At 37.8% G+C, this 26024-nt stretch carries 20 protein-coding genes; 12 read left to right on the top strand and 8 right to left on the bottom strand.

Annotation, left to right across the window (positions count from 1 at the left end; all coding sequences use genetic code 11):
• Positions 1-236: 236 nt before the first annotated feature.
• The 3 genes from WAA15_RS02885 to hslV are packed head-to-tail and all read left to right on the top strand — an operon-like array spanning position 237 to position 2959.
• Positions 237-1859 (top strand): pyruvate dehydrogenase complex dihydrolipoamide acetyltransferase, encoded by a 1623-nt coding sequence (locus WAA15_RS02885; RefSeq protein ID WP_337040907.1) that lies wholly within the window; start codon positions 237-239, stop codon positions 1857-1859.
• Between the two features lie 24 nt (positions 1860-1883).
• Positions 1884-2417, top strand: coding sequence for a hypothetical protein (locus WAA15_RS02890; RefSeq protein WP_337040908.1), 534 nt, complete (start codon positions 1884-1886; stop codon positions 2415-2417).
• A 5-nt stretch (positions 2418-2422) separates the two neighbouring features.
• Positions 2423-2959 (top strand): ATP-dependent protease subunit HslV, encoded by a 537-nt coding sequence (gene hslV, locus WAA15_RS02895; protein WP_337040909.1) that lies wholly within the window; start codon positions 2423-2425, stop codon positions 2957-2959.
• A gap of 195 nt (positions 2960-3154) precedes the next feature.
• Here hslV and WAA15_RS02900 read toward each other — a convergent pair whose 3' ends face one another.
• A complete protein-coding gene (locus WAA15_RS02900) occupies positions 3155-4207 on the bottom strand; it encodes an acyltransferase family protein (protein ID WP_337040910.1) in 1053 nt (350 codons plus the stop codon).
• Positions 4197-5342: a glycosyltransferase family 4 protein gene (locus WAA15_RS02905; protein ID WP_337040911.1), complete on the bottom strand. Its 1146-nt coding sequence runs from the start codon at positions 5340-5342 to the stop codon at positions 4197-4199. The genes WAA15_RS02900 and WAA15_RS02905 overlap by 11 nt, the downstream gene beginning before the upstream one ends.
• A 124-nt stretch (positions 5343-5466) precedes the next feature.
• On the opposite strand from WAA15_RS02905, the gene WAA15_RS02910 reads away from it, so the two are divergent.
• On the top strand, positions 5467-6828 hold the full coding sequence (locus tag WAA15_RS02910; RefSeq protein WP_337040912.1) for a hypothetical protein: 1362 nt from the start codon (positions 5467-5469) through the stop codon (positions 6826-6828).
• Between the two features lie 20 nt (positions 6829-6848).
• The gene (locus WAA15_RS02915) at positions 6849-7790 is read left to right on the top strand and encodes a formylglycine-generating enzyme family protein (protein WP_337040913.1); all 942 of its coding nucleotides are present in this window, start codon (positions 6849-6851) and stop codon (positions 7788-7790) included.
• Between the two features lie 59 nt (positions 7791-7849).
• Here WAA15_RS02915 and WAA15_RS02920 read toward each other — a convergent pair whose 3' ends face one another.
• From WAA15_RS02920 to WAA15_RS02940, 5 genes are all read right to left on the bottom strand, one after another.
• The gene (locus WAA15_RS02920; RefSeq protein ID WP_337040914.1) at positions 7850-9727 is read right to left on the bottom strand and encodes a LysM peptidoglycan-binding domain-containing protein; all 1878 of its coding nucleotides are present in this window, start codon (positions 9725-9727) and stop codon (positions 7850-7852) included.
• A gap of 311 nt (positions 9728-10038) precedes the next feature.
• The gene (gene pgi, locus WAA15_RS02925) at positions 10039-11685 is read right to left on the bottom strand and encodes a glucose-6-phosphate isomerase (RefSeq protein WP_337040915.1); all 1647 of its coding nucleotides are present in this window, start codon (positions 11683-11685) and stop codon (positions 10039-10041) included.
• A gap of 78 nt (positions 11686-11763) precedes the next feature.
• Positions 11764-12573 carry a glycoside hydrolase family 25 protein gene (locus WAA15_RS02930; protein ID WP_337040916.1) on the bottom strand — a complete coding sequence of 270 codons (810 nt, stop codon included), beginning with the start codon at positions 12571-12573 and terminating at the stop codon, positions 11764-11766.
• 131 nt (positions 12574-12704) lie between these two features.
• On the bottom strand, positions 12705-13340 hold the full coding sequence (locus WAA15_RS02935; protein WP_337040917.1) for a peroxiredoxin: 636 nt from the start codon (positions 13338-13340) through the stop codon (positions 12705-12707).
• 287 nt (positions 13341-13627) lie between these two features.
• Positions 13628-15355: a T9SS type A sorting domain-containing protein gene (locus WAA15_RS02940; RefSeq protein ID WP_337040918.1), complete on the bottom strand. Its 1728-nt coding sequence runs from the start codon at positions 15353-15355 to the stop codon at positions 13628-13630.
• A 281-nt stretch (positions 15356-15636) separates the two neighbouring features.
• Between WAA15_RS02940 and WAA15_RS02945 the strand changes: the two genes are divergently transcribed.
• The 3 genes from WAA15_RS02945 to WAA15_RS02955 all read left to right on the top strand — a co-directional run bounded on the left by WAA15_RS02945 (position 15637) and on the right by WAA15_RS02955 (position 20502).
• Positions 15637-18327: a carboxypeptidase-like regulatory domain-containing protein gene (locus WAA15_RS02945; protein ID WP_337040919.1), complete on the top strand. Its 2691-nt coding sequence runs from the start codon at positions 15637-15639 to the stop codon at positions 18325-18327.
• A gap of 100 nt (positions 18328-18427) precedes the next feature.
• Positions 18428-19729: a Na+/H+ antiporter gene (locus tag WAA15_RS02950; RefSeq protein ID WP_337040921.1), complete on the top strand. Its 1302-nt coding sequence runs from the start codon at positions 18428-18430 to the stop codon at positions 19727-19729.
• Positions 19726-20502, top strand: a complete 777-nt coding sequence (locus WAA15_RS02955; RefSeq protein ID WP_337040922.1) for a sialate O-acetylesterase — start codon at positions 19726-19728, stop codon at positions 20500-20502. The genes WAA15_RS02950 and WAA15_RS02955 overlap by 4 nt, the downstream gene beginning before the upstream one ends.
• A 4-nt stretch (positions 20503-20506) precedes the next feature.
• Here WAA15_RS02955 and WAA15_RS02960 read toward each other — a convergent pair whose 3' ends face one another.
• On the bottom strand, positions 20507-21316 hold the full coding sequence (locus WAA15_RS02960; RefSeq protein ID WP_337040924.1) for a metallophosphoesterase family protein: 810 nt from the start codon (positions 21314-21316) through the stop codon (positions 20507-20509).
• A 98-nt stretch (positions 21317-21414) separates the two neighbouring features.
• Between WAA15_RS02960 and WAA15_RS02965 the strand changes: the two genes are divergently transcribed.
• The 4 genes from WAA15_RS02965 (at position 21415) to WAA15_RS02980 (ending at position 25982) form a co-directional block, all read left to right on the top strand.
• Complete coding sequence (locus tag WAA15_RS02965; protein WP_337040925.1) at positions 21415-21984, top strand: Crp/Fnr family transcriptional regulator; 570 nt, start codon at positions 21415-21417, stop codon at positions 21982-21984.
• A gap of 68 nt (positions 21985-22052) precedes the next feature.
• Complete coding sequence (locus tag WAA15_RS02970) at positions 22053-22979, top strand: NAD-dependent epimerase/dehydratase family protein (RefSeq protein WP_337040927.1); 927 nt, start codon at positions 22053-22055, stop codon at positions 22977-22979.
• 207 nt (positions 22980-23186) lie between these two features.
• Positions 23187-23528 (top strand): PadR family transcriptional regulator, encoded by a 342-nt coding sequence (locus WAA15_RS02975; RefSeq protein WP_337040928.1) that lies wholly within the window; start codon positions 23187-23189, stop codon positions 23526-23528.
• A gap of 60 nt (positions 23529-23588) precedes the next feature.
• Positions 23589-25982 carry an ABC transporter permease gene (locus WAA15_RS02980; RefSeq protein WP_337040929.1) on the top strand — a complete coding sequence of 798 codons (2394 nt, stop codon included), beginning with the start codon at positions 23589-23591 and terminating at the stop codon, positions 25980-25982.
• Positions 25983-26024 lie beyond the last annotated feature (42 nt).

The raw sequence follows: 26024 nt of genomic DNA on the forward strand, positions 1-26024 counted from the left end.
TTCAGGAAGGGCTTTTTATTGCAATATATTTCCAGAATTATACAAAGTTTTTAGTAGAATGTTAATGACATTAGCAGACTTTATTATAATTTTGGGCAACTGAATAATGATTCTAAGTAAAATAAATAAAATGCTGAATGTAAAAGTAACTTTTTATCAAGCTATGATGTTCTAGTAGAAGTTATTTAAACCTTCACGCAGTAAATCGTTAATCCAAAACCAAGCAAATTTTTAAAATGGCAGAAGTAATCCGAATGCCCAAAATGAGCGACACCATGACCGAAGGTGTAATAGCTGCATGGCATAAAAAAGTTGGAGACACTGTAAAATCAGGCGATATTTTAGCAGAAGTAGAAACAGATAAGGCTACAATGGATATGGAGTCTTATTATGATGGTACTTTGCTATATATTGGCGTAGAAAAAGGGCAGTCAGTTCCTGTTGATGCTATCATGGCAGTAATTGGAAAGCCAGGAGAAGATTATCAAAGCCTATTAAGCGGAGGAAGCTCTGCCCCAGCAACTGAAACCCCTAAGGAAAGTGCGCCAGCAGCACAACCTGAAACAAAAGCTACTCCAACTGCCCCTGCGGTAGATACTTCAAATATTAAAGCTAAAACCGTTCAGATGCCTCTTTTGAGTGATACCATGACTGAAGGGGTCATTCACACTTGGCTTAAAAAAGTAGGTGATAAAGTAAAATCAGGTGACATTCTGGCTGAAATCGAAACAGATAAAGCTACAATGGAACTAGAAGCCTATGAAGACGGCACTTTATTATACATTGGTGTAGAAGCAGGCAAAGCAGCCAAAGTTAATGAGGTAATTGCAGTTATCGGCGAAGAAGGTGCCGATTATCAGGCATTATTAAATAATACAGGTGCAAGTGCGCCAGCGGCTCCGGCAGAAACTAAATCTGAACAGGCAGCCCCAGCCCCAAGCACTCAGGCTCCAGCCGAACCAGCACAAACCACCGCTGCCAATAATGGTCGTATTCTGGCTTCGCCACTTGCCAAACGCCTTGCAGAAGAAAAAGGTATTAACCTTGCCGATGTAAACGGTTCAGGTGAAGGTGGTAGAATTATCAAAAACGACGTTGATAACTTTACACCGAAAGCTAAACCAGCGGCTCCTGCTACAAGTCAGGCTCCGGCAGTGGCCGCAGCTCCGGCTGGTCAGGAAAGCTACGAAGATATTCCATTATCGCAGATGCGTAAAACCATCGCCCGTCGTTTATCAGAATCTAAATTCTCGGCACCTGAGTTTTATCTAACAATGGAAATCACGATGGATAAAACCATCAAGGCAAGAGAAATGATGAACGAGGTATCGCCGGTTAAGATTTCATTTAATGATATTGTAATTAAAGCCGTTGCTGTTGCATTAACAAAACACCCAATGGTAAATGCTTCATGGTTGGGCGACAAAATCCGCAAAAACCACCATGTGCATATTGGTATGGCCGTGGCAGTAGAAGAAGGTTTATTAGTACCGGTAATTCGTTTTGCCAATACGAAAACCCTTTCTCAGATTGCAGCCGAAACAAAAGACTTAGGCGGTAAAGCTAAAAACAAACAATTACAGCCTAAAGACTGGGAAGGCAATACCTTTACCGTTAGTAACTTGGGTATGTTTGGTATTGACCAGTTTACCTCTATTATTAACCCACCAGAATCATGTATTCTGGCAGTTGGTGCCATTAAAGAAACCGTAGGTGTAAAAGATGGACAGTTCTTTGCAACCAATATCATGAAGTTAACCCTTACTTGTGACCACCGCGTTGTTGATGGTGCTACGGGGGCGGCATTCTTGGTAACGCTTAAACAATTATTGGAAGAACCTTATAAATTATTAGTGTAAGTGATTTCGAAACAAAATAAATTCATGATAAAAATAAATCCTTCATTGAAAACATGGAGGATTTATTTCTTTATACTGGTGGCTACACAAGCCTATGCCCAGCAAACGCCTCAACAAAGGCTAGGTCAGTTTTTCACATGGGTGAGCAAAACAGAGCAAGTACCCGAAGAAAATGACTGCTTTGAAATGGATGGCTATGACATCTCTAAAATTGACGACAAATGCTTACAGAAGTATTTGGCCAACATTCAGAAAACAGGATTTTTCTCGAGTATCTACATGAAAAACCTGAAAGCAGAATTTACTACAATGAAAGCTACCCTTAAGAAAGAAGGCATGGCCCAGAGTCGGGAAGCGGACCGCTATCTGTTATCGCAAGACCCTCCTACAATGGTGCAGTTGCTCTATGCCCTAAAAACAAGTTCTACCAGTAAAATTGAAGCTAATAAAGCAAAGGTTACAGTTAATATAAAAAAGCCTTATAAACAAATCCTGATTTACAACTTTGACTTAGAAGAAAACATCTGGAAAATTTCTTCTATTGAATCACCTCAATAAACACAATGGAAAAAATACACTCAACAACAGTTCTTGGCATTATTCATAATGGTAAAGTAGCTTTGGGTGCCGACGGTCAAGCCACAATGGGCAATACTGTTGCCAAAAGCAATGTCAGGAAAGTAAGAAAATTATTTGGAGGTAAAATTCTTGCCGGCTTCGCCGGCTCAACCGCCGATGCTTTTACTTTAATTGAACGTTTTGAAGAAAAACTAAACAGCTACGGCGGAAATATGAAACGGGCAGCTATTGAACTAGCAAAAGACTGGCGAATGGATAGATACTTACGCAAACTTGAAGCTATGCTCATTGTAGCCAATGAAACCGAAATGCTAGTTATTTCTGGTACTGGTGATGTACTTGAGCCAGATAATCAGATAGCAGCCATAGGGTCAGGCAGTATGTATGCACAGTCGGCAGCTATTGCCTTGAAGAGACACGCCTCACAGTTATCAGCCCATGAGATGGTACAAGAGGGCTTAAATATAGCGGCTGATATATGTATCTATACCAATCATAATATAATCATCGAAACCCTTTAGGGGGATTTTAGCAAGCACTACAAGATTGGTTCAGAAATATCATATACACAAACACTCCGGCCTTTTATTAGCCGGAGTGTTTGTTTTTTCAGATTAAATGTTTGCATTTGGGTATAATATCATTAATCTGACAGATTTCTGTGCAAGGCCTGAAAATGATATTTCCCAAGTTATAAAAAAAGGCAAATTCTTTTACTAGAACTTAGCTCTTAAAGCCCTTTGCTCGATTAGTTTCCATGATGCAAATGCAATAAGCGATACAATAAATGCCATTATAATCAGGTATTTTATTTCGCCTGTAAATCCGAGGCTTATCATTGTATTAATAACTGGTATATGATAAATATAAATGCCGTAAGATATGTCGTTTTCATGAAGTAGTTTCTTACTCAGGTGTACATAAGAAAAAGCAAAAGACAGGCTCAACAGCGAAAGTAAAGTATTTGCTACAATACCAGCTATGTTAATATCATAAGGGTTGATGTAATATCCGAGCCATACTTTAAAAACCATTACGTATACAAAATAAATAAGTAGCCAGATAAAAACTTTATTTCTAAGGTAGTATTCTATCCATGAAAAGTTTTTATAAATTGTAATACCCGTTAAAAAGAAATACAGATAATAAAATACGGTATTTCCCAAGAACTTCGACAAAAGCCCCTCATGCGGCAAAAAAGTATTATGGTTAATAAAGTAATTAACTCCAACGGCTAGAGCAAAAAGTACCCCAAGCAACAAATTTGTATAGAGTAGTTTTTTTGTTTTGTTAATAAAATATAATAGCAATGGCAACACTAAATAAAACTGTAATTCTACTGCTACGCTCCATAAACTGCCATTAGGGTGCCCAACACCCCATGTTTTTAATGAAGCGGGAGCATAAAATTGCAAAAAGGAAATTTGTGCTAAAAACCACACCATAAACTCTTTAACAACAATTTCTTTCAGGAAATATAGTAATAATAAAGCTGTAATAATGGTACAAACCCAAAGAGCTGGATAAATGCGTAAAGCACGATTGCGGAAATATTTCTTTAAATCAAAATTGTTTCTTTCAAGTGAATGGCTAATCAGAAAGCCGCTGATTGTAAAAAAAACAGGTACACCCGGAAAATGAAAAAGTACTGCCAAAAAACCATACATTTTATTAAACACACCAAAATGCTCGGCACCATGCCAGATTAATACCTGAAAGGCAGCTATCAGACGAATCAGGTCAAAATTATTTTCTCTACTAATTTTCATGTGTTACTTTTTTAAAACCGTCATACATTTCCTGTGCTACCTGCTCGGGAGAATATTTTTTTATTATTTCTTTTGATGCTTGCCCAAAGGTTTTAATCTGTTCGGGTTTTTCAACAAATTTTCTTAATACTTCAGTTAATTCATTCGTATCGTAAGGATTAAAAGTATAACCATTTTCTCCTTGTTTTACTAAATCGTGGGCAGAGCCGCATTTGTTTGACACAATAACGGGCATACTACAAACCATTGCTTCGTTCACAACCAGCCCCCATGGCTCCGAATAGCTCGGTAAAATGAAAACATCGGCTAAAGCCGTATACTTAGGCACATTATACCATGCTTGACCTTCAATAAACTTCACCCCTTCAACCTGATTATCAGCAACATATTGCTTTAATTTTTGCTCCTCGGCACCATCGCCCAAAATAATAAGTCCCCAATCTTTATTACCCAGACTTTTAAACGAAATAAGTAGGTTAGCCACATTTTTTATAGCCATCAAACGTCCGGCATAAATAAAATTGAAAGGCCGTAAACCAAGCTCTTCTTTCTTTTTTTCTCTGTCAGGCAAGGCTTCTTTGTAGATAGATAAAATTTTCTGATTATCAACAGCGTTATTTTCCAGAAGGATTTGCTCAGGCTTGGCACCAAATTTTATCATATACTCGGTAGCCTTTGAACCATAGTTGAAGAAACCATGCGCCCGATTTACCACAAATCGCTTGATGGCTTCTTTCCACCAGATATTAGGGTTATCATCTTCTGTTGAATCGACCGAGATAATCACCTTAATACCAACTAGACGGCAATAAAAAACGACTAGATTCATGGCTACTTCGTAATAGCCTGATACATTTACGACATCTGGTTTAAACTTACGAACCCAATATAACATTTTTTGGGCTCTTTTCCAGTTAGGGATATTTTCATAATAATCCTCAACCAGAACCTGATAATTATATTGGTGAATACTTCTGTCGGCTGGTCCTAGTTTAGCTCGGGTAAGTTCATTAATGGATGTTTGAAGCACTAATAACTCATCTTGCTTATGCTTATCAACTATTTTCTGAAGTTCTGAATAAATTTTGCCTTTATAATGCGACCAAAGGTATTGATGAATCACAAGTATCCTCATTCGGCTTGGGGGTTTCTTTAAATTAACTGCCCAAAATTAAGAAATTTTCCACCGCAAAGTAGAAATTTCAATGAGAATAAATGACAATTGGGTATAGTAAAGTATATTTGTAAAAAAAATAAAGATGATAATCTACATAGACTTATTACTCAATAAATTATTTAAGTATCGTCAAAGTCTGGGGCTTAGTTTTTTCTTTTTTGGGGCACCTATCATCTATTTTTTAAGAGATGGTCTTAAACTAGCACCCAATAGTACTGCTTTTACTGCTGCATTAACCATTGGTAGCTTGTTAATTGCATTTCCTTTTAACTTCAAGAAGTTATATCAGACTAATACATTTGGCTATTTATTGTGCATCGGATACGCCATTCTGGCCATTTTTTACCTGGCTTTTTACGCGCCCAACCGTGGTTGGTTTACCAATACAACCGTTGAAGCGGTTTATCAAATCGTGATTCTGCTTTCGATGTTTATATTTGCAGGCACTTCAATTAATGCGCTTAAAGATAATTTCTTACAGTTTTCGCTCATCATTTGCCTGATTGGGGGCCTGAGCCTTATTTATTATATTGCCCGTAACCCTTTGTATGTAATTGGCATGAGGGCATCTATCAGCTTTAGTGGTGATGATGCCGTTTCATCAATGGGTAACCCTCATATTTATGCTAAAAGTGCTTATGCAGGGGTAGTAGCTGGCATGATTCTTCTGAAAACCGAAACGCGACCCTTATGGCGTTTATTTTATCTGGGAAGTGTAGCCATTATGCTTCTGGTAGTAGCTCTGTGTCAGGCTATGGCTATTATATTAGTAACCGGAATATTCTTTTTTATCTATAACATTGCCAACTTTAAAGCGCATAATATTTATAAAGCACTTAAATGGATATTTGGGTGGCAGGGCATTCTTTTGTTCCTTTTGGTTAGCTATGGGATTTACTATCTTTGGGAAAACACCCGTTTTGATGAGTATTTCATTAACGTTTCAACCATTATTACAGAACGTCTGGAAAGAATTGTTACTTCTTTGTTCGATACTGAAACGGCATCTACTGTACGGCTAGCTGGCGACGAATCGGCTTCTACACGGGTTACAAATATTACAGATTTATTTAAAAACATTAATGAACGCATAGAAGATGGAGAGTGGTTCTCGGTAATATTTGGGAATGGGTATCATCATAAGTACATCGACTCCCCTATTTTTCAGACCCTTAACGATTTAGGAATAATGGGTTTTGTGATTTTTACAGTTCTGCATATAGTGCTGCTACTATGGGTATGGAAAGAAGCATTTAATCCTACTTGTAACTTTACGCTCTTTGTAGCTTATACTTTTCTGGTAACAGTCATACAGAATTTTACAATGGGTATGCCTTATGATTATCCGCGATGGACAGTAATGATTTTTGTAGCCCGATTTGCGTTGAATTATAAAAAAATACCTAAAACACCACAATCAGAGCCTGTTCTTGCTAGTTCCTGACCTTAATAAGATTTCTGCCTATGAGGCTTTGTGTTATTACTTTATTTACCCTTATCTTATTTTCATGTAAAAAAGAGGTGGATTCTTATCAGTTCACCGAAGGAATTACTATTTTCAAGGCCGAACCTCATGAAAAACAAGCAATTAATTCTTCGCCTCGGAACCTACCTGATGGAATGGTTTATGTGCCGGGCGGCGTGAGCAGGATAGGTGCAGAAGATGGTGTTGAGTGGGAAAAGCCTACTTTCTGGGTAAAGGTAAAACCGTTTTTGATGGATGCCCACGAAGTAACTGTTGGGGAATTCAGACAATTTGTTGCTGCCACTCATTACCAGACCGAGGCAGAGAAGTTTGGCGATGGTGGCATTTTAGATGAAACCAACAAACAATGGATTTTAGAAAAAGGGGCTAACTGGGAATATCCTTATGGCAAAAAGGCGGCTAAAGCGCCTGATAACTACCCTGTTACACAGGTCTCATGGAACGATGCCAAAGCCTATGCCAAATGGGCAGGCAAACGCCTACCCTATGAAATTGAATGGGAACACGCTGCCAGAAATGGTATCAATTCAAATTTGTTGTATCCATTCGGAAATGAGATTGTAGCTAATGGGCAGTATCTGGCTAATACTTGGAATGGTACATTTCCGTCATTCGATAAAACTCTTGATGGCTTTCATTTCGCGGCTCCTGTGGGTTCTTTTGCTAAGTCTCCTCTTGGTATTTATGATTTATCTGGCAATGTATGGGAATGGTGCGAAGACTGGAAAACCAACTATCAGGATATTCTCGATAATAAAAGAGATTCCTCAGAAGAACCAAAAGAGAAAGTGCAAAGAGGTGGTTCATTTTTATGTGAACCCTCGTGGTGCCATGGTTACCGAGTATCAGGACGTTCTTTTACAACACCCGAAACAAGCCTGATGCACGTGGGTTTCAGGTGTGTGAAAGACATTCAATAAAAAATTAGCCCCCACCAGTGGCAGAGGCTAATCTGAGCTATTGAGTGAATCTATACTATTTACAATCTTTTAACTTTCAGCACCGTGCCTACTTTAATTATATTGCTGGTTAAGTTATTCAATTTCCATAAGGTCTCTACCGACACTTGGTAGTTAACCGAAATTCTGAACAAAGTTTCATCTTTTTTTACTGTATGGAACAGAAATTTATCTTGCTCAGAGGTTTTATCTTTTAAAGTTTCTGTGTGTTGTGGCTCAGCGGGAGGTGTATTTTTACGCTCTTGTTCCTCTTTTTTCAGAGGTGGAGTAAGGTCTTTAGTATCAACACTTTTCGGCAAATTTAAGTTCTTTGTTTCTTCTTTCCTAATTTCTTGTACCAAAGGTGTTGAATTTACTTTTTTTTCTTTCTGCCCTGAAACACCCGCTGTTACTGTATCTTTCTTGGTTATATTATCGTTTAATTGTGGTTTATTGTTATCAACAAGCACAATAGTATCTACTGACATTGACTCGTTCGGAATGGTATCTGAGAAGATATTTTTTTCTCCTTCTGCATTTACTATTTCGTCAATAACTGTAAGCTCGTCAGGAATATTAATATATTCAACAGGCTTGTTTTTAGGTCTGGTCGTTTGAAGCCATATTATTCTTCCCTTTTGAAGCCGCTGAACTGTCTCAAATCTATTGTATTTTAAGAGATTTTCCAACTTTACACCATAGATTTGTGAAATACTCCAAAGTGTTTCAGCTTCCCTTACTACATGAAACGGAACACTTGCTTTTGAGTCCTTGCTTTCAAGATAGTAGATTTGCCCAACCTGCAATAAGTCGTTTTCCTTAATATCGTTGTACTCAACAAATTTTTTAACTGATATATCTGCCTTATAGGCTAATGTAACGGGGGTATCACACATTTCGGCTTGTATGCCCGACAGATTGTTTATTTTATAAAATACCCCTCCTCTGCCAATGCTTTTTGCTAATATCGGGTCTTTCTTCAATAAAGGAAAACCTAAATCTTTGGTTGGCAAACCTGATTTACGAGACAACTCAGCCAGTACTTTTATTTCGTAAAGTCTTTCGGCAGGTATAACCACTAAAACCTGGCAATTGGTTTCTGGTACATTTTTAGCAATTAACCATGCATTATATTCGTATAGCACAGATGGCTCAACTTTTAGTTCAGCCGAAATCCTGTTCAGGCTTTTTCCTCTGCTATACGGGTATTCATATACGGTTTTTGCTACTTGTGGCTTAAAAGCCGGAAACTCTTGCTCAATGGCTAATTTATAAGCTAAAAATTGCAAAAGAGCCGTGTAAGCAGGGCTATCAAGCAAAATATACTCGTTTTCATTTTTAACTGTATTTGCCCATTTCCGGTTTACTTCCAGTTGGTTGATAATTTTTTTATGGGCAAGTAATGAGTACAAAGTTGCACCCCAGTTATTGTATAGTACGTAATTTCTTTTTAAACAAAGGGCAGCACCTTTTGTAGCCACAACGAGGTGTTTCCGTTCATCAACCAGTGTATTTATTTGTAGGTCTACCTCTTCAGCTTTTTGTCGGTCAAGACACCAGAAAACACCGGCATCGGAAAGTCCAATACGCTCGACAGAGGTCTGATATTTGTCATAATTAACCAGAAATTTGAAATCTTCTGGAACTCCCTTTTCTTTAAGGATGGGTTCAACTATGGGAAAGAACAAGGCTACTTTTTCTAATCGATTTAAAAGCACCTGACGATTAGACTGAATGTTTTTCATTTCATTCTGAACAATGTAACGGGTTACATCATTGAGTTGAAAAACAACGTTTGCAAATTTAATTTCGCTAGGTACTAATGGGCTGTCTGGTGTAAATGCAAAAGAACAATTGTTTATCCAACAACCCAGTAGTAAACACAAGCAAACAATATTTCTAAAAGCACGTAAGTCCATTATTTAGATTCTATTGCTACTGTAAACGGGAGACGCGGCGCATCTCCCATTACAGTTGATAACTTTACGTTGGGTTTGAGTTTGAACTTGCGTTCTCGCTATGGCCTACTTCTTGTGTGAGTTAACCATTTTTTATTAATTAGGAAAGCTTATTTTTAATTCTGATGCTAAAGTAAAATACACGTTTGAGATTTCCAAATGTAAACGCTAATTTTTTTTATAATTTCGATAAAAATTGTTTTTTCAATAAAAAATGAAAACTAATAACAAAAAATTAACCTGTTGGTTATCAACAGGTTAATAAAAAAACTTTATTTTCTCCACTTTTTATATTGGTTTATTAAACCATTGGTTGAACTGTCATGTGAAGCAACTTGCGTATCTTCCTGAAGTTCAGGGTATATCTTGTTAGCCAATTGTTTACCAAGTTCAACACCCCATTGATCAAAGCTGAAAATATTCCAGATAACCCCCTGCACAAAAATCTTATGCTCATATATGGCTATCAGGTTGCCTAACGTTTTTGGAGTAATTTTCTTTAAAAGGATTGAATTTGTAGGTCGGTTTCCAAGAAAAACTTTATAAGGTGCTATTTTATCGATTTCCTCCTGCGATTTACCCGCTAGCTCTTGCTTAACTTCTTCCAGAGATTTCCCGTTCATTAAGGCTTCTGTCTGAGCAAAGAAGTTTGAGAGTAATAGTTTATGATGGTCACCAAGCGGATTATGTGAAATAGCAGGTGCAATAAAGTCGGCTGGAATTAATTTAGTTCCCTGATGTATTAGCTGATAAAAAGCATGCTGACCGTTCGTACCGGGTTCGCCCCAGATAATCGGGCCTGTCTGGTAATCTACCTGTTCGCCGTTTCTATCAACATATTTTCCGTTCGACTCCATATCTCCTTGTTGGAAATAGGCAGCAAAGCGATGCAAATACTGGTCATACGGCAAAATTGCGTGTGACTCGGCCCCGTAAAAGTTATTATACCAGACACCCAGTAAGGCTAATATAACTGGAATATTTTTCTCAAATGGGGTAGCACGGAAATGGTTATCTGTTTCGTGTGCGCCAGCAAGTAATGCTTCAAAGTTTTCGAAACCTATGTAGCAAGCAATTGATAAGCCAATAGCCGACCATAGTGAGTAACGCCCTCCTACCCAATCCCAGAAGCCAAACATATTGGCAGGGTCAATACCAAACTTCTCAACTTCTTTCTGATTAGTCGAAATGGCAACAAAATGTTTTTTTACGTATTCTTCATTGACTGCTGTCTCCAAAAACCAGTTACGCGCCGAATGAGCATTTGCCATTGTTTCTTGCGTAGTAAAAGTTTTTGAGGCTATCATGAACAAAGTTGTTTCTGGAGAAATTTTTTTAAGCGTTTCTGCAATATGGGTTCCGTCTACATTCGATACGAAATGTACACGTAAGCCCTTTTTAGCATAAGGCTTTAAGGCTTCGGTAACCATTACAGGGCCCAAGTCAGACCCACCGATACCAATATTTACGATGTCTGTAATGGTTTTGTTAGTATATCCTTTCCATGAACCAGAAATAATTTTATCAGAAAAGCCTTTCATTTTCTGTAATACTTCGTTCACTTCGGGCATTACATCATTCCCATCAACCAATATTGGTGCATTACTTCTGTTACGCAAAGCTACGTGCAAAACAGCGCGGTTTTCGGTCTGATTGATTTTTGCTCCGGTAAACATCTGCTCAATAGCTTCTGACAGCTTACACTCACGTGCTAACTCGAGCAAATAAGCCATTGTACGGCCATTGATATGATTTTTTGAGTAGTCAACAAGAATATCGTTGAATTTCAGGGAATACTTTTTAAAACGATTTTTATCCTCTGCAAAAAGGTCTTTCAGGTGTTTTTTGCTAAGGGTTTTATGATGACTTTTGAGTTTTTTAAATGCCGGAGTTTGGGTAAAATTAATTGTAGGTAGCATAGCATATATGCCTCCATCCCCTAACAGGAGGCTATTAATGTGTTAGTATATATTTCCTTAAGGGGTTAGGAACAACTATTATTTGACGCAAATATCGTTAAAATGATTTTTCGATGCTACAAAAACATTGAAATCAACGTCCCCACCAATACCATCGAGGCGGCCATTGGTGCTGTGCTGCCATAAAATAAGGTTAGCGTTCTCGAATCCTTCAAGTTTACGGCTTTCATAATCTGAAATCCAGAGCGGGTAAGCATCAAAATTACCTTTAACATATTTATGATAGATATGCCTGTTGGTATAAATGATAGGATTTACCCCATAATGGCTTTTCAGGTACTCGATAAAGGTATTTACATTGGCAACCAGTTTTTCTCTTACTTTCCGGTTTGCACCTTGAATTTCAAAATCAACAACCGGTACAAAATCACCTTCCTCAAGCGAAACCGACTCAATAAAGTTCTTTGCCTGAGCAATTGGGTTGGCCCACGGCACATAAAAATGATATGCTCCACGGGTTAGCCCTGCGTGTTTGGCTTCTTTCCAGTTCCGCTGAAAATCCTGATCTTTCAGGTCGGTTCCTTCGGTCGCTTTTATGAAACAAAAGCTAATGTCAACGTCATCGTCGGTGCTGTGCTTAACTTTCAGCCAGTCAATTTTCTTATTATGGTGCGAAACATCTATACCGTGTATAGTATAACGCAAAGGGACTTTAATACCAAAATCGCTAACGTAGGTCCATTTCTGGCCGTCACTTACATAAACCGGATAAAGAATAATAAGAGAAATAACCACTAAAGCATACAAACTTTTCAAGGTAAATACTCGCCTGGCCAGTTTTTTGGTAAAACTTTCTGGGGGTGTCAGGTTCTTTTTCTTCTTTCTCATGAAATACAATAGCAAAGCTTTTCGATAAATCTAATGCTATTTTTGTTGCAAATATTGTGCAAAAATAAGCAAAAAATAAAAACCGAAAGTGTTGGCTTTCGGTTTTCTATGAAAAAACTATAACGAGCAAATTATTTATTTGGCTGTGGTGTGTATCTCAAATAAGGTTTTACTACGTTTACTCCTTTCGGGAATTTTGTGTAGGCGTCTTCAGTAGAAACGGCCGGAACAATAATAGTATCGTCCCCGTCTTTCCAGTCAGCAGGGGTTGCTACCTGATAATTAGCTGTTAATTGAAGCGAATCAATTACTCTTAGAATTTCCTGAAAATTACGGCCTGTTGAAGCAGGATAAGTAAGCGTAAGTTTAATTTTTTTATCTGGCCCGATAACAAACACTGACCTAACAGTAGCTTTTTCGGAAGCATTTGGATGTATCATATCATATAAAGTAGCTACCGTACGATTTTCATCCGCAATAATCGGGAAATTTACTTCCACATTATTAACTTCTTGAATATCAGGAATCCATCTACCGTGTGAATCGAGGTCATCAACAGAAACAGCAATCACCTTTACGTTTCTTCTTTCAAAATCACCTTTTAAAAGGGCTGTTTTACCTAATTCTGTTGTACAAACCGGAGTAAAATCGGCAGGATGTGAAAACAACAATCCCCATGAATTGCCAAGCCATTCATGAAAATGAATTGTACCTTGTGTAGTTTCTGCTGTAAAGTCTGGTGCTATATCTCCTAATCTGAGTGACATAATGATAACTGTTTAAAGATGGATATTTAATCTACTAATTTTATAGAGAATGATTTTACCTTTGTTTTAGTTCCAAAATTAAAGAAAAAATAACCAAGAATTATACTTCCAAATAAATAAAAAGAGGCCCATAAGTGCCTCTCATGTAGTAATACGTATTATCTGAATTTGTGGCAACAGAATTTTGTTTTTGCAATTTCAGAATACCCATAGATTGACAACTTTCTATTGCCCATCTATCTTGCTTGCTTTACAAAATATTTCTCGCTGGGAGCCAGCACAACTAATTACTTTAATACGAGTATCTTTTTTTCAATCACACCGTCCTGCAAGTAAATCCGTACAAAATAGACTCCCGCCGAAATAAGTCTGGGCAAATAAAAACTATTTACAGGTTCAGTAAGGTTGTTTTCCTGCATCAGTGTTCTTCCCAAAGCATCTATTAATTCAAAACGCCATGTATGTAGTAATTCACCTTTTATCTGGATAGTTATTCCGGCTTCGGCAGGGTTCGGCGATACAACAACTGAAATTCTTTCGTCGGCATTTACTTCTATATCGGTTATAGTAGTCCCACCGCCGGGGTCAACAACAACACTTTTTTTACCGACTATTTTATCAGAAAGCTCGTTCAGATAACATTCCAGATTGGTGTAACCTTCAATACCCGAAAACTTTTTAGATAACTGTGTACCGTTATGGTCTTGCAAATTCGGATTAAGCCCATTATCTGTTTCCCAGTCGTTTGGCATTCCATCATTATCAGAATCAAGGGGTGCACTTTGAGCGGGGTCGGTCAGAAAAGCATCGTTATAATAATCGGTTCCGTTAATAGGGTTCGTATCGATGCTATTATTTTTGAGGGGAGCCATCAGTCGGCGGTCCATAGGGTCTCGTGGAAATGCCCCAACATTATCAAGGGCATAAGTTACTAACTGGCCCGACTGTGTATAACTAATCAGCGGAAAGTTATTTCTTACGCCAAGCCTGTTGGCCACCCCTAATTCAGTATTGGGTGCATTCGTATTAAAATCATTACAGCAATAAAAAAGCTGGTAGTCGGTCAGGCTCGGATACTGGCTCATGGTATTACCATTTACAAAAAGTCTATTGCTTGCATTATTTAACAAATCGGCCGAAGCCATAGGCCCTGTATAGCTATTACGGGCTACTGTCCGATTACCCACATAATTAAGATTCAGATGAAAGTCACGGCAGCCATCACCGCCGGAAGTACAAGGATTATACCATGTTTGAATCTGCTGGTCCCAGAAAAGATTATTCGATACTTCAAAATTCAAGGTTCTGTTATGACAAAAAGGCGATTCGCACGAAAACTCTGGCATCCTGCCTCCTATTCTGTTCCAGACGTTATGATGAATACTGATGTTATCTTGCTGGTGGCCTTCTTCGCTATAATTCATGAGCATCCCCCCTAGCGCGTAGTGGTCTCCTAAGGTTTCGGCCAACTGACAATTCTGGACCGTAATATTGTGTGAATTTGAAATCTGAACAGATTCGTCAATGGCATTAGCAAAAGAACAATGGTCAACTATTACATTACTGGCCCCATCTAGCCGCAGGGCATCGTCAAGTACATACCCCTGATTAGGTAAATTTGTTCCTAGTTTGGGTCTTGAACGGAGGTGCCTGATAATGACATTTCTGGAGTTTGTATTGGTTTCATAGATTTCGTCCAGCACAATTCCACGAACAATTATACCACTTGGCGAAGTTTGCCCAGCAATATACACATCACCCTGAAAAACCTCGGCAGCGCACGGAATTACCCCACTTACCTTGAAAAGAATATATTTTTTACCCACAACACGCAAGGCTTCAGCCAATGACCCTGCGCCACTACAATTCAGGTTAGTTACGTAAATTACCTGCCCTCCTCTGCCTCCCGTTGTGGTAGCACCAAATCCTTCGGCACCAGGGAAGGCAGGTATTGTCTGACTATAAAGTTTAAAAGAAATACAGATAAGAAGAAATGTCTGAATAATAGGTTTCATTTGATTTTGTTCGTATAGATTACAGGATAGCTTTTAGTATTTATTTCAGGTTTTCGGCAAAGCTACAAAGTGTAGTGCATAACAAACCCGAACTATCATACTTTGTAAAGGTCTGTGAAAAATTAATTAAGCACTGGTAAAATCACGCCAAAGACTAGCAAAAAAACGACTCTTTGAAAAGAAAGTTGAAATCTACGCCCACACTCAAGCAAAAAAGTTATATTTGAAATATATTATGAAAAACTTGAACATTCTGAATAATACTATAAAGCTATCTGATTATGAAAAAGTATTGGAGCTTCTGTTTGTTCTTTGCTATTGCTGTGGCAGGGATTTGCTTTCAGACGTATGGCCAGAATAACTTCTGGACACTGAAAGGAAAAGTACTTGAATCTGGGAAAATACCGCTCGAATTTGTAAATGTATACGTGAATAATACTTCTATTGGCACTACAACCAAAGTCGATGGTAGTTTCACGCTGGAAGTACCTAAAACCCTTCAGAAAGTTGAAGTTGTGGTTTCTTTCATAGGCTATAAAACACTTAAAAAAATACTTTCGCCCGTAGAAATGAGTAAACCTCTTGTTTTTATTCTGGAAAGTACAAACTTGCTGAACGAAGTTAAGGTAACTGCTAAAAGAGATAAAAACTGGCGTAAAAAATGGAGAATTTTTAAAGATGGCCTTCTGGGTGAATCGATCTTTACATCCGATTGCGAAATACTTAATCCTGAGGTTGTAAGCTTAGAATACAATAAAGATAAAAATGTAGTTGCTACTGCTTCTGAGCCTATTTTTATTCAGAATAATGCTTTAGGCTATAAGATAATGTTTCAGATGGATTCGTTTGTATCTGATGGTAATTTAACTTTTTTTGCCGGAGGGAAATTTTTTGAAGAACTGAAACCCAAAGATGAACGCCAGAAAAACAGATGGAAAAAATATAGGGTTCGGGCTTATCATAACTCTTTCAGAAACTTTCTGGTAATGCTTAGCCAGAATAAACTGGAAGAAAGCGGTTTTGAAATTTTTCAGGAAGACAAAGTAAAGCAGATATATTATGGCCGCACAACCGTGAGTAAAGAATTGAAAGACAGTGTATTATTTAAGAGTTCGGCAAAAGCAATATGCAGTTATGATAGCTTGAGAAATACGTATATACTTTATTCAAAAAGACCGCTGCTTGTATTCCTGACTAATCATTTTACGCCTGTTCCTATTTTTGCTGACTACCCTTATAAGTTTTCGCAGATAGTTCTCAGCCACGGAAACATCGAGTTCTCGCCTAATGGCTGGGTTACCAAACCTAATGGCATGATTTTACGTGACTACTGGGGAAGCGAAGGCTTTTCAAACTTGTTACCTGACGACTACACCGGTGAAAATATCATTGACTATAACGATACGCCTGAAAATCTGGTTAATACACTACGCCCCGAAAATGAAAAAAAATACTGGTTTGTTAATGGCAAAATAAGCGGCGACAACGGCTTACCTATTGAAGGAGTAAAGGTTTTTATCAATAACTCTGAAACGGGTACTTTAACCAATAATGAAGGGCGATTTACACTTAAAATCCCCAATACGATACAACAATTGGAGTTGGTTTCTACTGCTCCGAAATTTTATACAGCAAAAGAAATTCTGAATGCTGGTGAAAACAATGGTTTAGTTGAAATAACTCTTAAACCTGATAATGTTTCGATTGCTGATGAAAATACCAAAGAGTCTTCTAAACAATGGAAGATGTTTCAGAAAGCCTTGCTCGGCGACCCTAACGACCTGCTTGGCAAAACGCAGTTTCCTGAAAGTTGTGTCATATTAAACCCCGAAGTGGTACATTTTGCCTATAGTGACAATAAAAATTTGCTTGCAACAGCCAATAAGCCACTCGTGATAGACAACAATGCGCTAGGTTATAAAATTACGTACCAACTTAACAAGTTTGAACATAATTTTAAAGAAGCCCTAATATCGGGCGATAAGTTTTTTGAAAAACTTACTCCCACTGACGAGAAACAAGAGTTACTCTGGAAGAAAAACCAGTTAAAAATCTATCAGGAATCACTACGATATTTTTTACAGTCACTCAGTCAGAAGAAATTGAAAGAAAACGGTTTTGCTGTTTTCAAGATGATTAAAATTCTTGACCGATACGATGCCAGCGTTACGGTAAAGTCACAGTTAGCAGATAGTTCTCTTATAGCCTGTACAGATACTGAACTCTGCAAGTTTGATCCCGAAACGAATCGTTTTTATTTACATTCAGACTATCCATTACTGGTGTTTTTAACAAACCGCACAGAAGCCGTACGCCTAACCTTCAAAGATTACCCCTATAAACGCTCGCAGATTGTATTACCCAATTATTACCTTGAATTTACTGCCGATGGAACAATTACCAACTATAAAAACGCAGAAATGAGAGATTTCTGGGGAAACGAGGGGCTATCGGGTAGTTTGCCTAATGATTTTGTACTCAATGAAAACAATATTGACAAACTCAGTTTTGATGCCGTTGAACAACTTGAGGTTAAATCAATTAAGATAGATAGCACTAATAAGTTTCTTACTAACGGCATTCAGTTCAACAGAAAACCGATCGAAATAGCAGAGGAAAAATCTGGGACCAAGTTACTTTTAGATTACAATATTAAAATAAATCAGAATGATACCGACTACACCATTTATGACTTGTTAAGAAAAATACCGGGCTTAATAGTACGTGGTAACCCAGTAGATGGAGGCTATTTTATAGGCTTTTCAGGAGCGCAAAGTTTTAAAGGAGGCTCGTTACCCGCAGCTTTTTCGATTGATAATTACTTTACTGATGACCCTCAGATAATTAACTCTTTACTGGGTACATTGAATGTTCGCGATGTTGAAAGTATTGGAGCTATTAAATATGGCAACGGAGCTTTTTATGGGGCCAGAGGTGGGAATGGGGTTATTGTGATTACAACCAAAAAATGAAAAAATTAAAAATGCCTTAACTTTTCGTTTAGTCAGAATAGAATATTTTTCTTTTTGCTTATTTTTCATCTTCTTTGCCCTCTAGGAAGCACCAACACCAATGGAAAATTATAGCATTGTATTATTTATTCTGGCAATAATGATTGTTTTATCGGCAGTTGCCAATAAAATAAAAGTTTCTTATCCTATTTTACTTGTATCGGCCGGCATCGGAATAGGCTTTATTCCGGGTACGCCTACTATTATTCTGAACCCTGAAATTGTATTTCTGATTTTTTTACCGCCCTTGCTTTATGATGCCGCTTTTAATATCTCTTTCAAAGAATTTAAAAGTAATCTGGCTACAATTAGTACGTTAGCAATTCCGCTTGTATTTTTAACTACAACTGCCATTGCTATTGTAATACATTACCTGATGCCTGAAATGACGTGGCCGATGTCGTTTGCACTAGGAGCGATTCTGTCACCGCCCGATGCCGTGGCAGCTACTAATGTTACCAAAGGTCTGGGGTTATCGCACAGAACTATTACCATTCTGGAAGGAGAAAGTCTGGTGAACGATGCCTCAGGGCTGATTGCCTACCGTTTTGCCGTAGCCGCTATTACAGGTACAAGTTTTATTATCTGGAAAGCCCAGCTTCAGTTTCTGGTGGTTGCAGCAGGAGGGTTGGCAGTAGGTATATTCATTGCTCGAATTGTTGCTTTTTTCTTATTTAAGGTAAAACAAAATAGCCTTATTTCTATCAGTACGCTTGTAATAACCCCATTTATTACTTATTTGCTAGCTGAAGAAATTCATGTTTCAGGCGTATTGGCAGTTGTTGTTATGGGCATTGGCCTGTCGGTTTTTACAGGCAAACTGTTTTCAACCGAAACCAAACAGCAAAACAAGGCATTCTGGGATGTAATCATATTCTTGCTCAATGGGCTTATTTTTATTCTGATAGGCTTGCAGTTTCCTTATGTAATAAACAGTATTAATCATGAAGATTTTATGCCGTTTATTGGTTATAGTTTCTTAATTAGTTTTATTATGCTCGTCCTTCGGATATTCTGGATATTTGGCCATAGCAATAATCTGAAAAAAGCCATCGATAAGCGCACACAAAACATAATGGGTTTCAGAACCCGCTTGTATTCAGATAAAAAAATTGACTGGAAAAACTCTCTGATTATCGGATGGGCAGGTATGCGTGGAATTGTTTCGTTGGCCTCTGCCCTATCGTTACCACTGGTACTACACGATGGAAGCAAATTTACTCAAAGAGAAGCCTTGATTTTTATTTCAATAGTGGTTGTATTAATTACTTTAATTATTCAGGGGCTTACTTTACCACTACTGGTTAAAGCATTAGATAAACATCAAACCGAAAAACCGTCTCTTAATAGTTCAGACAAATGAAAAAAAATATTCTGATAGTATTAGTTTTAATTGGTGCTTATGCCTGCCAAAGACCTGTTTCCACTAAATCAGGCAAAGAAACTTGGGTTTTTCTGATGGCAGGGCAGTCTAACATGGCTGGCCGTGGGGTAATCGAAGCCTCTGATACCATTACGCACCCAAGGATTCTGACTATTGATAAAGATTATCAGTTAATCAGGGCAAAAGAACCAATACATTTTTATGAACCTAACATGAAAGGGCTTGATTGCGGGCTTTCATTCGCTCAGAATCTGATAAAAGAACTTAACGATTCTGTTACTATTTTGCTGATTCCTACGGCAGTGGGTGGTAGTTCAAGCAAACAATGGCTGAGAGACACCGTACATAGGCATGTAAAACTCCTGACCAATTTTCGTGAGAAAATGGCATTTGCTAAAACTCAGGGAATTGTGAAAGGAATACTTTGGCATCAAGGAGAAAGTGATGCCAATCCAGCAGCAACTCAGGTATATACTGAAAACCTCAAAAAACTGTTTAGCACATTCAGAACCTATGCAGCTAATGACAAATTACCTATTTTTATTGGTGAACTTGGCACTTACTCAAAAACACCTGAACAATGGAACCATATCAATGAAGCTATCAGGCAGTATGTATCAACCGACCCGTATAGCTTTTTAATCTCAACGGCCGACCTGCAACATAAAGGTGATTTTGTCCATTTTAATTCCGAAGGACAACGGATCATGGGTAAACGCTTTGCTGAGGCTTTTCTGAAAACAATGAAATAAATAATCAGAGTTTTGCCTCATTGATTCTTACCGTCGGGTTCATCAGATACGTAAGTATATCATTATTTTTTTTCAGTTCTACAATACGATATCCACGGTAGGGAGTTCCCCAACTTCCGCCAATATGTGAATCGAACAAATACGGAATACCATCTTTGGTTTTGATACCTTCTTGGTCGTGGTCGTGGCCATTAAAAATACCACGTATGTTTTTGTACTGCTTTACAAGTGTCTGAAAATCCAGACAATCTACCCCGTTATCAGTCCACTTTACTGGGGTTATGTGTATAAAAATAAAGATATTTTTTTTGTTTTTATGTTCTTCCAGTTTCTGTTTAAACCAGCTCAGATTAGGGCATAAATACTCACCTTTTATATTCGATGTTGTACCAAACAAAAAGGCGTTATCCTTCACAACCACGTCATAATCAAAAGGCATATTCCATGTTTGTTGCCATAAGTCGGCCGGCACCCTATCATGGTTTCCTTGTGTAATATAGTAAGGCATTTCCAAAGCGTCGAGGGTTTTCTTGGCATCAGCCAAAAATGCGGGATTATCATGAATAATATCGCCATTAATTACACAAAGCTCGAACTTCTCCTGAGCGTGTTGTGTGTTTATTTCTTTAATGATGGTATCGAAATATTGCTGAAAATCCGTTTTACTTTGCCCGTAATGCCCATCCGAAGCAACAACAAACCTTAGTTTATTTTTGGTTTTTAAAGATTCTGTTCCTAAGGCCGGAATAATACTGCCATCGGCTAGCAACACAGTTGCCAGAGAAATATTCTTTATAAATTCGCTACGTTTCATACGTGTCTGGAAGATTAGCTATTGAATCATCAAAACTACATAAAATATTATTCTTAATTTGGCACGCAGTATTAAGAAATAACAAAAAGAATAGGGCCATGACCGACCTTGAAAAATACATTAATTCCTATTTTGGTGTTGAAGCTAACGATTTAGCACATATCAGTTCGTTATTTAAACCTCAATTATTAAAAAAAGGAGATTTCTACTTAAAAACCGGAAGGCTTTGCGAAAAACTAAGTTTTGTAAAATCGGGTTTGTTACGTATCTACGCCTGTACGCCCGATAAAGAAGTAACGCAATGGATTTCTACACAAGGATATTTTGTAACAGACCTTGCCAGTCTTATTTTTGACCAACCTGCCCGCTGGACTATTCAGGCTCTTACTGATGTTGAAATATATACCATTAACAAAACTGATTATAACCAACTTGGCAAAAATATTTCTAAATGGTATTTACTCGAGAAATTATTCATTGCCAAATGTTTTACTATATTAGAAGACCGGATTTTTAGTCACTTATCTATGACAGCAGAAGAACGGTACAATTTCTTTTTTCAACAGAACCGCGAATTATTTAATCAGGTACCACTGCAATATATTGCCTCCATGTTAGGCATGACCCCTGAAACTTTCAGCCGAATCAGGCGAAGAGCAATTTCTTGATTTTTGTCAAGACCAAAAGGGCTTTTGTTTAAGAACTTTGCCTCATCAAATTTTAAACAGAAGAAACAATGCAAACTATACTTGGAGCAAACGGCCCAATTGGTGTCGAACTTGCAAAAGCCTTAAAAAATTATACTGATACCATTCGTTTAGTAAGCCGAAACCCTAAAAAAGTCAATGAAACGGACTTGCTTTTACAGGCTGACTTAACAAAACGCGAGGAGGTTTTCAGAGCTATCGAGGGTTCAAAGGTTGTGTACTTAACCATTGGCTTTGAATATAAGCTCAGTGTATGGCAACAGCTTTGGCCTACACTAATGCAAAATGTAATTGATGCTTGCATAGAAAATAAGGCAAAATTGGTTTTCTTTGATAACGTGTATATGATTGGTGGCGACAACGTTAAACACATGACAGAGGAATCGCCGTTAAGCCCAACCAGTAAAAAAGGTGAAATCAGAGCAGCATTAAATAAAATGATATTAGATGCCATTAAAACCAGAAAACTTCAGGCTATTATTGCTCGGTCGGCTGATTTTTATGGAGCTATCAAGGATAAAAGCGCGCTGATTGAATTTGTGTACAAGAACCTTTCTGCCAATAAAAAGGCGCAATGGTTATTCAATGCCAAAGCTAAACACTCTTTTACTTATATACCTGATGCTGGCAAAGCTACTGCCCTACTTGGCAATACCCCTGAGGCTTATAATCAGATATGGCATTTACCTACTGATAACCAATTATTGAGTGGGGAAGAATGGATTCAGCTTTTTGCGAAAGAAATGGACAAAAGTGATAAATACCAGTTGGTTCCGGCTTTTGTTATAAAACTTGCCTCATTCTTTGTACCATTTATGAAAGAAATCTACGAAATGCGCTACCAGTATGATAGAGATTATTTTTTTGATAGCAGTAAATTTGAAAAATTCTTTAATATTAAACCCACACCTTACCTTGTGGGCATGAAAGAAACTTTAGAAGCATTTAAGCAGTAACTAACAGTTTTCTACTTGATATAAGAATAGCTCGAAAGGCTATTCTTTTTTTGTTTTATACGCCTTTGCACTTGTACGGTTTCGGACAAAGAAACTGTACGATTTCGGACACTTATTATGTCAAAAATCAGTCATTTAGGTCTATTTATAGGCCATTTTTGGCTTGGCATATCATTTGTTCGACTTTATGAGACCTTACGAAAATATATGAGAAGAACCTATTTAGGTGAATTTGAAGAAATAGTTTTATTAACAGTTGCAATACTTGGCGATACCGCTTATGGCGTTTCTATTACCGAGGAAATAGAACGACAAACCGGAAGGGCTGTAAGCATAAGTGCCGTACACGCAGCTTTACACCGATTGGAAGAGAAAAATATGTTATTGTCACGCATGGGCGAAGCCACAGCCGAACGCGGTGGCAGGCGTAAACGGCTTTTTTCGCTAACAGTTTCTGGAAGTCGTACACTTGACGACATACGTACATTACGTAACCGCATGTGGAATTCCATACCGTCGGCTGAGGGCTTATCAATGATAAGTATATAATTTCTTGATAAACCAGTAAAATACCCTGTCTGAATTTCTAACTCCTATCTAAACAATATTATGATAAGCAATTACATTAAATTTGCATTTCGCAATCTTCTCAAAAATAAAGTTTCATCTTTTATTAATATTGGGGGGCTGGCCGTAGGAATGGCAGTAGCCCTATTAATGCTTATATGGGTTCAGAACGAACTGAGTTTCGATAGTTATCATCAAAAAGCCGCAGATACTTATACTATTATTACGCACAATAAAGTAAATAAAGAAGAAACATGGCACTGGGGTACTACTCCGCTACCTTTCGCTGCACAAGCAAAACAATTGCCTGAAGTTGAAGTTATCACCCAGAAAACAAATCCGTTCTGGAATGGTATGCCTGTAAAAATAGGTAGCCGTTTATCAATTGAACAAAAAGTAGCCTGCGTAGATGAAAATTGGTTTAAAGCATTTGATTACTCGGTGATTGATGGCAACATTGATGATTTCAATGCAAATGTTAGAAGTATTGCACTTACAGAGTCAAAAGCAATTCAGCTTTTTGGGTCTGCTAAGGTAAGCGGAAAAATTATCAGAGTTGACACCCTCGACTATATGGTGCGGGCAGTATTTCAGGATAACCCCACTAATTCAAGTTTTCAGTATGATTTTCTGTTACCGATGGCTGTTCATTTGTCGAACCCCGCTACCTACCAAAATGATAACAACTGGAACAACTTCAATTATGAAACTTTTATGGTACTAAAACCGGGTACTGCCGTTTCAAAACTGAATGCAAAAATCACTCGCCTGTTACAGATAGCAAAAAAAGATGAAAAAACCGGAAAAATTGATGATAGCATTACACTCGAAGCAGAACCACTCATGGCTTTGCATACCGACGGTATCCTACGTACAAATATTCCGCAAGGCGATGCCAAAACTACTTATGTATTTCTTGCTTTAGCTTTTATAATATTAATTACAGCTTGTATTAATTATGTAAATCTGGCAACGGCAAAAGCTAGTTTAAGAGCCAAAGAGGTGAGTGTAAAAAAGATAATCGGGGCCGAATACCTCCAATTATTTATCCAGTTCATGACAGAATCGGTTATTATGTGCGTGTTAGCACTTGGCATAGCCCTGAGTTTAAGTTATAGCCTTTTGCCGTTTTTTAATCAACTTACAGACCAGCACTTTACCTTAAACCTGACCAACATTACTTTATGGCAGGTGCTTTTAGGTACTACTTTGCTGGCAATTCTGCTAACTGGTATTTATCCGGCTCTTTTGCTTTCGTCGTTCCAGCCAATACGCGCCTTGCGTGGGTTTAACGTCTTGAAGTCAAACAATAGCTCATTCAGAAAAAGCCTGGTTGTAGTTCAGTTTGTTGTCTCATCCGTTTTTCTGATAGCAACACTAGTTGTGTTTCAACAGATAAAGTTTATACAAAACACAAAACTAGGCTACGAAAAAGCCAATATGTTTGAGTTTACCATTCCGTGGAATATCAAGTCTAAAGTTGATATTAATACCATGAAAACAAGGCTACTGGCCGAATCAAGCATTGAAAACGTAACAACTGCAAGTCAGAATATTGTTAACATTGCTAGTTCGCATAGCGGAAGCCTCGATTGGGACGGCCGCCCCGAAGACTTTCAACCTACCGTTGCCCAGATTTCAGTTGAGCATAACTTTGACAAAGCCTTTTCATTAAGAATGGCATCGGGCCGTTGGTTTAAGGAAAACAATTTAAGCGATAAAGATAACGTAATTCTAAATGAAGCTGCGGTCAAGAAATTCGGCATTAAAAATCCTGTTGGCAAACGTTTTCATTTTCATAATAGTAAAGGTATCATTATAGGGGTGGTAAAAGATTTCCATTATAAAAGCCTGCATGAGCAAATTGGGCCTTTAGTAGTATTTAATAGCGATAACTGGCGCGGTGGGGTTTACGTTAAACCTGTTAAAGGCAAAGAACAAGAAGCAATCCGAATCAGTGAAAAAATCTGGAATGAGTTTATGCCTAACCGCCCTTTAGAATATCATTTCCTGAACGACACTTATGACCACCTTTATAAAAGCGAACAGAAAGTAGCTACCTTATTTAATGTTTTCGCCATAGTAGCTGTTTTTGTCTCATGTTTGGGCTTATTCGGATTAGCTGCCTTTGCCGCCGAACAACGAACAAAAGAAATAGGCATACGTAAAGTACTTGGGGCATCGGTGAGAAGTATTACGTTCTTGCTTTCGAGCGACTTCCTGAAACTTGTTGGTGTGGCATTTGTTATTGCCTGCCCACTCTCATATTATTTAATGAATAACTGGCTAAAAGATTTTGCTTACCGTATAAATATAGAATGGTGGTTCTATGCCATTATAGGTATACTTATCTTGTTGGTTACTATTGGCACGGTTGGGTATCAGTCAATAAAAGCGGCATTAACAAACCCTGTAAAATCATTAAAAACCGAATAGAGCAACAAAAAAGCTTTGTAAAACCAGTATTAGGTTTGGAGG

The sequence above is a fragment of the Emticicia sp. 17c genome, assembly GCF_037153985.1.
Classification (GTDB): domain Bacteria; phylum Bacteroidota; class Bacteroidia; order Cytophagales; family Spirosomataceae; genus Emticicia.

Excerpts from the sequence above, each read along its gene's own strand:
- WAA15_RS02945 (WP_337040919.1), top strand. The coding sequence starts at position 15,637 with ATGAAAAAGTATTGGAGCTTCTGTTTGTTCTTTGCTATTGCTGTGGCA.
- WAA15_RS02975 (WP_337040928.1), top strand. The coding sequence starts at position 23,187 with ATGAGAAGAACCTATTTAGGTGAATTTGAAGAAATAGTTTTATTAACA.
- pgi (WP_337040915.1), bottom strand. The coding sequence starts at position 11,685 with ATGCTACCTACAATTAATTTTACCCAAACTCCGGCATTTAAAAAACTC.
- WAA15_RS02970 (WP_337040927.1), top strand. The coding sequence starts at position 22,053 with ATGCAAACTATACTTGGAGCAAACGGCCCAATTGGTGTCGAACTTGCA.
- WAA15_RS02915 (WP_337040913.1), top strand. The coding sequence starts at position 6,849 with ATGAGGCTTTGTGTTATTACTTTATTTACCCTTATCTTATTTTCATGT.
- WAA15_RS02935 (WP_337040917.1), bottom strand. The coding sequence starts at position 13,340 with ATGTCACTCAGATTAGGAGATATAGCACCAGACTTTACAGCAGAAACT.
- WAA15_RS02955 (WP_337040922.1), top strand. The coding sequence starts at position 19,726 with ATGAAAAAAAATATTCTGATAGTATTAGTTTTAATTGGTGCTTATGCC.
- WAA15_RS02890 (WP_337040908.1), top strand. The coding sequence starts at position 1,884 with ATGATAAAAATAAATCCTTCATTGAAAACATGGAGGATTTATTTCTTT.
- WAA15_RS02950 (WP_337040921.1), top strand. The coding sequence starts at position 18,428 with ATGGAAAATTATAGCATTGTATTATTTATTCTGGCAATAATGATTGTT.
- WAA15_RS02960 (WP_337040924.1), bottom strand. The coding sequence starts at position 21,316 with ATGAAACGTAGCGAATTTATAAAGAATATTTCTCTGGCAACTGTGTTG.
- WAA15_RS02920 (WP_337040914.1), bottom strand. The coding sequence starts at position 9,727 with ATGGACTTACGTGCTTTTAGAAATATTGTTTGCTTGTGTTTACTACTG.
- WAA15_RS02905 (WP_337040911.1), bottom strand. The coding sequence starts at position 5,342 with ATGAGGATACTTGTGATTCATCAATACCTTTGGTCGCATTATAAAGGC.
- WAA15_RS02980 (WP_337040929.1), top strand. The coding sequence starts at position 23,589 with ATGATAAGCAATTACATTAAATTTGCATTTCGCAATCTTCTCAAAAAT.
- WAA15_RS02900 (WP_337040910.1), bottom strand. The coding sequence starts at position 4,207 with ATGAAAATTAGTAGAGAAAATAATTTTGACCTGATTCGTCTGATAGCT.
- WAA15_RS02965 (WP_337040925.1), top strand. The coding sequence starts at position 21,415 with ATGACCGACCTTGAAAAATACATTAATTCCTATTTTGGTGTTGAAGCT.
- WAA15_RS02910 (WP_337040912.1), top strand. The coding sequence starts at position 5,467 with ATGATAATCTACATAGACTTATTACTCAATAAATTATTTAAGTATCGT.
- WAA15_RS02940 (WP_337040918.1), bottom strand. The coding sequence starts at position 15,355 with ATGAAACCTATTATTCAGACATTTCTTCTTATCTGTATTTCTTTTAAA.
- WAA15_RS02930 (WP_337040916.1), bottom strand. The coding sequence starts at position 12,573 with ATGAGAAAGAAGAAAAAGAACCTGACACCCCCAGAAAGTTTTACCAAA.
- hslV (WP_337040909.1), top strand. The coding sequence starts at position 2,423 with ATGGAAAAAATACACTCAACAACAGTTCTTGGCATTATTCATAATGGT.
- WAA15_RS02885 (WP_337040907.1), top strand. The coding sequence starts at position 237 with ATGGCAGAAGTAATCCGAATGCCCAAAATGAGCGACACCATGACCGAA.